We start from the raw sequence: 10,199 nt of genomic DNA, 5'->3' as shown, positions 1-10,199 counted from the left end.
CTTCTTCCCGCACGCGGCATGGCTGGGTCAGACTTTCGTCCATTGCCCAATATTCCTTACTGCTGCCTCCCGTAGGAGTCGGGTCCGTGTCTCAGTACCCGTGTGGGGGATCACGCTCTCACGCCCCCTACTGATCGTTGCCATGGTGAGCCGTTACCTCACCATCTAGCTAATCAGACGCACACTCATCTTCATCCGCCGGAGCTTTTACTCTATGATGATGCCATCTAAGAGTTGTATGCGGGATTATTCACCGTTTCCAGTGACTTTCCCCCTGATGAAGGCAGATTGTGTACGCGTTACTCACCCGTGCGCCACTCGTCAGCGTCCCGAAGGACCTGTTACCGTTCGACTTGCATGTATTAAGCCTGCCGCTAGCGTTCATCCTGAGCCAGGATCAAACTCTCCATAATGAAGCTTATAATCCTGATCAAAGGTTTGACTTGGTTTCATTTAACCTCTACTCTCTCTCCTCTTACCTGTTTGCTATATTGCTATTGCTGTTGCAGTTTCAAATAACTTTTTCTTTATAGCTAAATTACTTATTGCTAAGTAATTGTCTGCTGTCTTGTTTGTTGGCCATCACTTTTGATGACCGTTGCTCCGAGGAGCGGTTGCAAAGGTAGGAAACTTTCTTCTAGTTCCAAAATATTTTTCAATATTTATTTAAACTATTTTTCGGTCTCTTTTGTTTGCGACAGCTCTCTGTCGAAGCGGTTGCAAAGGTAAGGAAGTTTTTAAAAGTTCCAAAATTTTGAGCGAAAAAAATTAAAAAAGTTTTTTCTACCCAAAACCCTTGCGATGTCAATTTCTGAGCTTCTCTGTTGAAGCGGTTGCAAAGATACAAAGAATATTTTTACAACCAAATTTTGAGAGAAAAAAATTACTAGGATTTTTATAAACCCCAGTAGCTCGAAAACTCAATGTTCGCCACACTTTCTGTAGCGCTGTGCTACAAAGGTAGAACAAGATTGTGGCTTGACCAAATGTTTTTACAGAATTTAGGGAACTTTTTTGTGGGTTGGGCGCTAAGGAGCTGATTTGATGGAGTTAAGGTCCAAATCTTTTTTGAAGACTAGATTTGTACGCTTAGTTATGGCCGCTCGCCGCCTATTATATATATAGGTGAGGAGCAGAGCGACGAACGCTTTGCTGGGCGCTTTGGCCTCCAAGGCCAAAGGAGCACAGCCCCCAGGCGGAGGCGGCGAAGGGGAGGACCAAAACTGAAATGAAATATTTTGAGGGGCTATACTATATATAGTAGCAATGGCTGTGGCTGCCGCCTACCGCCGGCCGGGTCAATAAGCTGCGGCCCCAAGCCGCAGCGCTTAGCGAAGCTTGTAGCCGCAGAGCGGCTTCTAGCTGAGCGTTGGCCACAACAAGTCCTTTAGGGCGCAGTTCGACGACCGAAGGGAGTAACCGATGTGCAGCAGTGGCCGAAGGCCAGACCGAGGAGCAAAGCGACGAAGGGCCGAGCGAACAGCGAGCTGCGAAACGTAGCGCCCGCCAAAGGCGGACAACAAGGCTGCAAGCCGCAGTTCGACGACTAAAAGGAGTAACGCCCCTAAAAGTCAGCGAGCTGCGACAACCAGCCCCAAAGGGGCGCCCGTTCGACGACCAAAGGGAGTAAACGTAGCGCCCGCCAAAGGCGGACAACAAGGCTGCAAGCCGCAGTTCGACGACCAAAGGGAGTAACGCCCCTAAACAATTCCATACTATATATAGTACTAATCTACTTGCTTCGCCAATAAAGAAGGCGCTCTTTCCTTCCAGCCCAACTGACTTACCGTAGCGGGTTCTGAAGAAGGCTTCTTAAACAGCGGAATGCGTAAGCCACCATATACATTTAAGCCATGTACATAATTACCCAATAGAAAATTCCAGACATTAGAAGAGCCCAAGTAAAGCGGTCCAGCCCGAAAAGCAAAACCCGCATTAAAATTATTGTAGCCATCTATTGCAAAAGGCAAAGCTAACTCATACCACTTATGCTCCCAGCGAGTACTTACTGACCATTGGCTCAAATCATGCAACTTGAGCGGGGCGCCTCCAGAAGCGAAAGCAAAATGTCCCGACATATTGACAAACAAGCGAGAAAAGACATGATAATCGACCTGAATATTCATAGAAGTAGGCAAACGCAGCTGATAAGCATCATTAGTTTCTTCCATGTTAAAAGAATCCCGCATAATGCGACCAAAATCAGGCACTCCATCAAAATTCATGGAGTCAATAGGCCAATTTACGGCCACATCGCTAAAATTGGCGCCATAACTTCCTCGCTTAAAATTAACCACCCCTAAATCCAAAATAGACAAGCCCACCTTTAATTTATACTGCTGATCCTCTCGAACTCCAGGAATAGGTGACTTCTCCTTTGGATGCCACTCATAAATTACCCCAAGATCCGCATTAAAGCCTACCTGATTGAGCAAAGCTGCAGCTCCATCAAAAGCAGATTGGCGAACGGTATCATTTCCTTGAACGGTCGTGAAATCTTGCCAGTTATTGCTATAGCCAAAACGCACATTAGAGGCCAATACATTTAAGGTATCCTCATTAGGGAAATTAACCACCAAGGTATCGGCATAAAAATAAGAGCTAAATCCCCCAATAGGCAACTTCAAGTGGGCCGCTACCTTCAAGCGGTGCTCCCCCTTCTTCCAAACCTCTTGCCCATAAGCCAAACCGATTTCGGTCCAAAAACCCGCCAAAGCCTGAAACTTGCCATTATTGATATTGATATTTTGCAAACTCGGATTCTCTAACTCCGATAAAATCATCTGCGCCATATCCTGATCCAAATTATCAATATGAAAATACTGCCGCAGGGCCGTCGTCACCGCAAAAGAATGTCGCCCAATCTCAAAACCTATAGAAGGCCCCAAAGTGTAGCCCTCCTGATACATCCTCGCCTCATCTTTCGACTTCTCCCGCAACTGCTGATCCCGAAACAACTGAAAGTTCCCACTATAGGTACTATCAAATAACGGATTTTTCAACTTACTCAGGTTAAACATACTGCTGTTCAAGCCCAAATAGTTGTTGCTAATATTCAAATCAAAACTAAATAGATTGATGTCTTGCCGAAACCGACTGTTTACAATATTGGCCGGATTTACAGAAATAGACTGTATACCCGCATAATTACTGGCATGATAGCCCGTAGAGGGCTGGGCCCAAAGCGACAGACTCAAAAAAAAGAGTCCCCAAAAGGGTAAAATAGTTTTCATAGGGTATTGATTTTGTTTTCTTTAAAACGAAAAATAACACTAAAAAGTGGCAATACCTTATTTTTTTTGGGGCCTCCGCCTCCCTTCGGTCGTCGGCGCTACGTTGCAGGGCTCGCAGGTCTGCTCGGCCCTTCGCAAAATTTCGCTACGCTCATTTTGCTCGGTCTGGCCTGACGGCCACCCCTCCACATCGCTAGGCCAATTTGGACCTGCTTCGCTCCTCCCCTACAACTCTTCCTCCTTAGTTTGCATGCTGTCGGGCAATTGTCGACTATTTTGACTCCCCAAACTCCTCAACTTCTCACTTTCGTTAATTAGGCTATTTCTTTGATCCCGCAAATCATACAGAATTTTATCGTAGTTGTTCTGCACCGTCTTAATTTGCTTCCCCAAACTCTCTATCTTTTCTACCCAAAGCACAAAACGATCATACAAACGCCCCCCCTGCCGAGCAATCTGCTGCGCATTTTCATTTTGCTGCTCTTGCCGCCAAAGCTGCGCAATGGTCCGCAAACTCACTAATAAACTACTCGGACTCACCAAGACAATATTTTGCTGCAAAGCATCAAAAAACAACTCTTCCTCCTCTTCTAATGCCAGCAAAAAAGCAGGCTCTATCGGAATAAACAAAAGCACATAATCCAAACTATTGAGCTGCGGCAATAACTCATACTTCTTCTCACTCAAGCCCTTAATATGCTGCTTTATCGCCTGAAGATGCTCTTTTTTCGCCTTGGCCGCCGCCGCAGAGCCCTCTTCGGCCTGCATATAGCGCAAATAGGCCCGCAAACTCACCTTAGAGTCCACAATTAACTGCCGATTTTGCGGCAACTGCACAATAAAATCAGGCTGCCGCCGCCGCCCATCGGGCGTTACAAAATGGGCCTGCGTCCGAATCATATACCGCTTGCTCAAACCCGAAGCCTCAAACAAACGCTCCAAAATCTGCTCGCCCCAATTGCCCTGCAACTTGAGGTTCCCCTTCAAAGCCTGAGAAAGCTCCTTGGCCTCCTGCCCTATCGTCTGATTCAAACTAAATAATTGCCGAAGCTGCTCATCTAGTTGCGCCTGCTTGCTCTGACTCTGCTGATGCATCTGTACCAAGTCTTGCTCAAAACGCCGCAACTGCTGCCCCAAAGGCTGCAACAACTGCTGCAACTGCTCCTGGTTCTGCTGGTTCAAACGCTGCCCCCGCTCCTGCAATAACTGATTGGCCATCTGCTCAAAACGCAAATACATCTCCTCCTGCAACCGCTGCAACTCCGACTCCTGAGCCTGACTCTGCTCCCGCAACTGGTCTATCAATGGCTCTTGGGCCGATAAGGCCTTATGCAATTCTAATAACTCCTCATTCTTCCCCCTCAACTCCACCTCCTTTTCTTGTAGTAAAGGCAACAACTGCCCCCCACTATCTGGCTGATTAGTCGGCTTTTGCCCCCTTTTCCCCCATAAATGACCTAAAATAAAGCCCAAAATCAATCCCGGAGCAAAAAAGATTAGATATTCCATAAAAATTAGCTATTTTTGCCCTCCATTCTTTTAGTGGGCCAACCAAAGATATTAAAAATCTGAAAGCAGGCAGCAACTGGCCCTCATCTAGCACAATTTTGCAATAAAAAAGGCTCCCTTCTTATTGGGAGTTAGATATTTTATTATCTTTGCCTCGCTTTATAGATAAAAAACGCTATCAATTATATTTTTGAGATGAAAAACTTGATTCAGTACGTAGAAGAGCAGACAGCCAGAGAGACGGGCCAGTTCGATTATTTCAAGGCTGGTGATACTGTGTCTGTCACTTATAAAATTATTGAAGGTCAAAAAGAACGGGAACAAACTTTCCGTGGCACCATTATCCAAGTTAAAGGAACTGGTGTAACTAAAACTTTCACTATTCGCAAAATCTCGCACGGTGTAGGCATCGAGCGTATCTTCCCTTTGAACTGCCCCACTTTGGTGAGCATCGTGAACCACCAAAAAGGCCGCGTTCGTCGCGCTCGCCTTTACTACCTTCGCAATGCTATCGGAAAAGCTGGCCGCGTGAAAGAGAAAACGTTTGTTAAGCGCCAAACCGCTGAAGATAAAGGTCGTAAGTATAGCTGGACCTTCGGAAACAAATAAGAAGTTTTTCTACTCAAGACTTACTATATCAAAGGATTGTTGACTAAATTAGTCAACAATCCTTTTTCTGTTTTTCCCGCTCTACCAATATCCTCAATAGCATGAATATTACAGTCCAAAAACAAACCCAAAGCCTACTGATCAAAAAGAAATGGGCCGCACAACCTAAACTGTTTTTATTCGGCTTCCTTTTCTCTAGCGGCCCCCTCCTCCTTCTCTATCTGCCCTTTGCTGAAAACGACCTAGCCCTTAGCTATTTCTTTATCGCTATTTTTATCGCTATTGGCTGCCTTTGCTTCTATCTAGGACTAGCCCAATCCCTTAATCATAGCTTTATCCTAGTAGAAAAAGAACAGCTCTCTAGCTGGAGCAGCCCACTCCCCCTAAGCCCTAAACAGCTTCTTTCCCGCAAAAATATTCAACAAATCTATATCCTCCCTAAAGGCCAAATAGAAAGCGGCCACTTTATCCTTGCCTACCAAACAACCGATGACTGGCACCGCTTTCTGCTGGGCGACTTTCTAGGGCAAGCCCACAATTACTTTCAACTCAGCCTGAGAGAAGCCCAACAGCTAGAACAACTCATAGAAGAATTTTGGGAGATTGAAGATGCCCCCCTTGAAGAAGAACTCCAAAACCAACAAAAAAACCATAGCAAACTAGAGTCTGCCACTACAGAATCTACTCTACAGGCTTCTCTAAGCGAGCTAATCCATGAACACAACTACCCCATCACTATTGACCTCCATGAAAATGAACTCTTTATCCTCAAAACAAGCCCCAAAGACCAACCGCCCATTTTCGCCCTTTTTGGCTGGGCCTTTGGCCTTATTGGGCTGCTTTCTCTTCTAATTATCCTTGGCTTCTTGCTCAAATTCCCCCCTACAGACCCACTCCCTTTCTTTAGCCTAATTTTACCCCTCTGCTTTATTGCTATAGCCCTAGCCCTAATCCGAAAAAACAGACAGGATAAACAGATCAGCCTCCAAATTCACCTTAAGCAAGATCAGCTGAAGGTTCGATACAACGGACAAAAAAGAAAGCAAGAGCTATCTATCCCCAAAACGCAAATTCAAGCTATATTTACCGACCAACGCGCAGGCTATTTTATTCACGAAAGTCAAGGAAAAAGCAGCAAAGTCAACCATGAAGAGTATTTCCTTAGCCTTCTGCTTAAAAATCAAGAATATCAGGAAATCCACGCCCCCTTGGCCCTAACCATCAGCAAAGAAGAAAGCCAGTTTTTAGCCCAATTGCTACAACAGGCCCTAATTGAACTCTAAACCTATCCCCATGAATATTCAAAAAACAAATGAAGGCTACCTCATTAGCAACCCTTGGAGCCGCTTTTCAGGCATTGGCCTACTCATTTTTGGCCTTATTTGGACCAGCTTCAGCAGCTTTTTCCTCTATATGACCAATAGCCAACTTAAAGGTAATTTTTCGCCCCTAGATCTCCTCTTTATTATTGTGCCTGGCTTTTTTATCCTCATTGGTATTGGCCTGCTTTATACAGCCCTCGGCAATATCCTGAACAAAACAAAACTACTCCTCTCCGAGGATGAACTCCTTATCTCTAACGGCCCTATTCCCTTCTTTAATAAAAAACGAATCTGGAAAAATCAGGTCCAGCAGATTTTTATCATCGACTCCGCTAAGCAAAATAGCAAGGGAGTACTGCCCGCCTATCTCAACCAAGATGGCCAACGCCAATACCTTTTTGGCCAAACTTTTAGTCTGCCCAACCCCTGCTTCTTAACGCTCGAAGAAGCCCGAACCCTAGAAGAGCTCATCGAAGATTTTTGGGGCATCCAAGATGCTCCCATTAAAGATGAACTACCCAAATACAGCACAAGAAAAGAGCTTCCCAACTTCCTAGAAGAAGCAGAAACGCAAAGAGAAAACAGCCCTCAAAGCTTCTCTGACCTCCAGAAATTACTAAAAGCTCGCCCCAATAGCATCCTCACCGACTTTAATCAAGATGGCCTCTTTTTGGTCAAAAGCTGGTATAGCCCTATCGGCTATTTACTCCTAGCCTTTGGCTTGATCTGGACCAGCATCACGGGAAGTTTCAGCTTTTTCCTCTTCCAAATTTATCTAGAACAACCCCATAGCATTACACTCTTCGCCATAGCTTTTCTGATGATCTTTGTCGGCATTGGCCTCTGGCTCCTCCGCAGAGCCCTAATCAACCTAGTCAATAGTAGCCAATTTCAGCTAAATACCGATTTCTTTAGCCTCAGACACCGCCCTCTCCGAGCAGGCAGAAAAATTCATATCCCTATCCAAGATATTGAATACTGGGACTTTGTAGAGGAAAAAGTAGTTAACAACACAAAGAATGGAACCTCTATAAGCTATATCTACCCCATTTCGGTCCAACTCCGAAACGGAGAACGCCAACAACTATTTGATGCTAGCCTACTCTCCATTTCTCAAGAAGAAAGCGAATATCTGGTCCAGGTTTTTAATAGCGCCCTGCAACAAGTCCGTGGCAATGAACAGGAGTTTTAGCGCAGCCATACTGCCTTTGGCCTAGCGATGCGGAGGGGTGGCCGAAGGCCAGACCGAGCTTTTTGAGCAAAGCGAAAAAGCGAAGGGCCGAGCAGACCTGCGAGCCCCAAAGCGTAGCGCCTGCCGCAGGCAGGAGGCCCCAAAAGAAAAAAACAACTACTCCTCTTCTTCGGCAGCTTCTCTTTTGCCCACAATTGGGCCATAATAAGCCCCCAAAATGCCCGCCGACAAGCCCAAAAAGCCCATAAAAATAAGGAAGCTAAAGACCACTTGGCCCTTTTCATGAAAAAAAGGTAGGCTAAATAAGGCCAAAAAGCCCAGCCGAAAAAGCGTATTGCTAATGCCAAAAATGCTATTGGCCCGCCCAATCACCTGATTGGGCACCACCTCAAACAAATAAGAAACCCGAATCACACGTACCCCCGCATTGCTTAGCCCCAAGAGCAAACTCACGGCCCAAAATACCCCCACCGAATAAAACAAAAACATCGCCCCATACTCTAAAAGCGTGATGAGCGTGAGCAGAATAATCGCCGATAAAAAGCTAAATCCCTTGAAGATGCGCTGTATGGCCAAACCCGCCAAAACCGCCCCTACAGAATAGAGCACCTCCGAAATGGCAAAAATACTAGCCGTACTATCGCCCTCTCCAGCCAAACACTGCTTGACATAAGTGGGCGAAAGCTCAAAAACATGCAAAAGAACCGTAATAAATACGGCATGGGTCAAGACCCCAAACAAAAAGACATAAGGCTCGCCCTTAAGGTAGTCCCAACCAATTTTTAACCGCTTCCACAAACTGCCCTGCTCTGCTTCACGCTTGGTTAAGGACTCAAATTTCATGAAAAAGATAATCAGCAAGCCCAAGACATAAGTACTCGCATCTAAGGCAAATATTTGAGGAAGTTCCCAGGCCTCAAAGCCCCAATAAGCCGCCATTTGGGGGTCCAACAACACAACAGCCGCCCCCCCAGCCAAAGCCGAGGCCAACTGCCCCTGGACCTCTAACAAAGAGGCAATTTTGCCATAATGCTCCCGCTCCGTTATCTCCTGCATAAAGGCATAAAAACAGAGATAATGCAGACTGTAATTCCAAAAGGTCAGGGCAAAGGCCCCCACCGCAATATAGTTGTTCAGCCCTTGGCTAAACCCTAAAGCCGATAAAGCCGCCAAGGCCAAGGCCATAAAGGCCATCAATACCAAAAATAGCTTTTTACGGTCGTGCTTATCTACCAAACTGCCCGCATAAGGTGCCCAAAATAAGGTCACCAAAGTAATTAGGGTATAGGCCAAGCCAAACCAAGCCGACTGCCCACTTTCGGCAAAGTAAAGCGGTACCGCTATCATACTAATGCCCTGGGCCACCCCCGAAATAAAATTGGCCCCTAATAATAATCGAATAGCAGATTTGTTTCTCAATTTTTTCTGTTTTGTTAGCCCAAAGGTCCTGAAAAATTACAGGACTAGCCGCCGCCCCCTCTTTAATCTTTTCCTAATAAAATAAGCCCCCAACTCCCCCCCTCTTTCCTTGCTTTGCAGCCAATTGAATATGAGTTCTTCAACAACTTGATTATCTTTGTGCCCTAAAATAATATCATGCGAGAAGAAAACTATACCGTTATCCATGAAGATAACCACCTGATTGCCCTAAATAAACCCGCGGGCTGGTTGGTCCAAGGCGACCAAACTGGCGACCGCCCCCTCTCCGAATTTGCCAAAGACTATATCAAGTTTCGATACCAAAAACCCGGCGCCGTTTTCCTAGGGGTCATTCACCGTATCGACCGCCCCGTTAGCGGTACCGTCCTCTTTGCCCGCACCTCTAAGGGCCTCGAAAGAATGAATAAGCTCTTTAAGGAAAGAGAGGTCCAAAAACGCTACCTCGCTATCGTAGAAAAACGCCCCGAGGAGCTATCAGGCACCCTCATGCACTTTATTTCCAAAGATAAAGAACGCAATATCGTTTCGGTCTCCAATACCGCCCGAAATAAACATTATAAGTTCGCTAAACTCGACTATCGCCTGCTTGGCGGCATCGGTGAGCACCATTTGCTAGAGGTGATTCCACACACGGGCCGCCCCCACCAAATCCGTGCACAACTCGCCCGCATGGGCTGCCCTATCCGTGGAGATGTTAAGTATGGCGCAAAAAATAAAAACAAAGATGGCCGCATTCACCTTCATGCCGCCAGCCTTTCGTTTATTCACCCCGTCAAAAAAGAAGCTATCGATATTTGGGCCCCTATCCCCAATGAGCAAATCTGGAAGCTCTTCAAAGATGCCTTAGGCGAAATGCCCGACTATAAAAATGTCATTATCTAAACAGCAAAACAA

The 10,199-nt window shown here is 45.9% G+C and carries 7 protein-coding genes and 1 rRNA gene (1 of these 8 cut by a window edge); 4 read left to right on the top strand and 4 right to left on the bottom strand.

Going from position 1 to position 10,199, the window contains the following annotated elements; translation table 11 throughout:
• From SAPGRDRAFT_RS23265 to SAPGRDRAFT_RS10255, 3 genes are all read right to left on the bottom strand, one after another.
• Positions 1–413, bottom strand: a 16S ribosomal RNA gene (locus SAPGRDRAFT_RS23265); it reaches 917 nt to the left of the window's first position.
• Between the two features lie 1,314 nt (positions 414–1,727).
• Positions 1,728–3,233: a DUF5723 family protein gene (locus tag SAPGRDRAFT_RS10260; protein ID WP_002659212.1), complete on the bottom strand. Its 1,506-nt coding sequence runs from the start codon at positions 3,231–3,233 to the stop codon at positions 1,728–1,730.
• 225 nt (positions 3,234–3,458) lie between these two features.
• Positions 3,459–4,742, bottom strand: coding sequence for a DNA recombination protein RmuC (locus tag SAPGRDRAFT_RS10255; protein ID WP_002659211.1), 1,284 nt, complete (start codon positions 4,740–4,742; stop codon positions 3,459–3,461).
• A 195-nt stretch (positions 4,743–4,937) separates the two neighbouring features.
• Between SAPGRDRAFT_RS10255 and rplS the strand changes: the two genes are divergently transcribed.
• From rplS to SAPGRDRAFT_RS10240, 3 genes are all read left to right on the top strand, one after another.
• On the top strand, positions 4,938–5,351 hold the full coding sequence (rplS, locus tag SAPGRDRAFT_RS10250) for a 50S ribosomal protein L19 (RefSeq protein ID WP_002659210.1): 414 nt from the start codon (positions 4,938–4,940) through the stop codon (positions 5,349–5,351).
• Positions 5,352–5,452: 101 nt separating this feature from the next.
• The gene (locus SAPGRDRAFT_RS10245) at positions 5,453–6,634 is read left to right on the top strand and encodes a hypothetical protein (protein ID WP_002659209.1); all 1,182 of its coding nucleotides are present in this window, start codon (positions 5,453–5,455) and stop codon (positions 6,632–6,634) included.
• 10 nt (positions 6,635–6,644) lie between these two features.
• Positions 6,645–7,865 carry a hypothetical protein gene (locus tag SAPGRDRAFT_RS10240; RefSeq protein ID WP_002659208.1) on the top strand — a complete coding sequence of 407 codons (1,221 nt, stop codon included), beginning with the start codon at positions 6,645–6,647 and terminating at the stop codon, positions 7,863–7,865.
• Positions 7,866–8,021: 156 nt separating this feature from the next.
• Here the strand turns inward: SAPGRDRAFT_RS10240 and SAPGRDRAFT_RS10235 are convergent, their stop codons facing one another.
• A complete protein-coding gene (locus SAPGRDRAFT_RS10235; protein WP_002659207.1) occupies positions 8,022–9,284 on the bottom strand; it encodes an MFS transporter in 1,263 nt (420 codons plus the stop codon).
• A 177-nt stretch (positions 9,285–9,461) separates the two neighbouring features.
• On the opposite strand from SAPGRDRAFT_RS10235, the gene SAPGRDRAFT_RS10230 reads away from it, so the two are divergent.
• The gene (locus tag SAPGRDRAFT_RS10230) at positions 9,462–10,187 is read left to right on the top strand and encodes an RluA family pseudouridine synthase (protein WP_002659206.1); all 726 of its coding nucleotides are present in this window, start codon (positions 9,462–9,464) and stop codon (positions 10,185–10,187) included.
• The last annotated feature ends 12 nt before the right edge of the window (positions 10,188–10,199 follow it).

The organism is Saprospira grandis DSM 2844 (genome assembly GCF_000275825.1).
Classification (GTDB): Bacteria; Bacteroidota; Bacteroidia; order Chitinophagales; family Saprospiraceae; genus Saprospira; species Saprospira grandis_A.
Note: the sequence above shows the minus strand (reverse complement) of the source record. Positions and strands in the feature narration are given on the sequence as shown.

Coding starts and splice junctions, on each gene's coding strand:
- rplS (WP_002659210.1), top strand. CDS start 4,938: ATGAAAAACTTGATTCAGTACGTAGAAGAGCAGACAGCCAGAGAGACG.
- SAPGRDRAFT_RS10260 (WP_002659212.1), bottom strand. CDS start 3,233: ATGAAAACTATTTTACCCTTTTGGGGACTCTTTTTTTTGAGTCTGTCG.
- SAPGRDRAFT_RS10230 (WP_002659206.1), top strand. CDS start 9,462: ATGCGAGAAGAAAACTATACCGTTATCCATGAAGATAACCACCTGATT.
- SAPGRDRAFT_RS10240 (WP_002659208.1), top strand. CDS start 6,645: ATGAATATTCAAAAAACAAATGAAGGCTACCTCATTAGCAACCCTTGG.
- SAPGRDRAFT_RS10245 (WP_002659209.1), top strand. CDS start 5,453: ATGAATATTACAGTCCAAAAACAAACCCAAAGCCTACTGATCAAAAAG.
- SAPGRDRAFT_RS10255 (WP_002659211.1), bottom strand. CDS start 4,742: ATGGAATATCTAATCTTTTTTGCTCCGGGATTGATTTTGGGCTTTATT.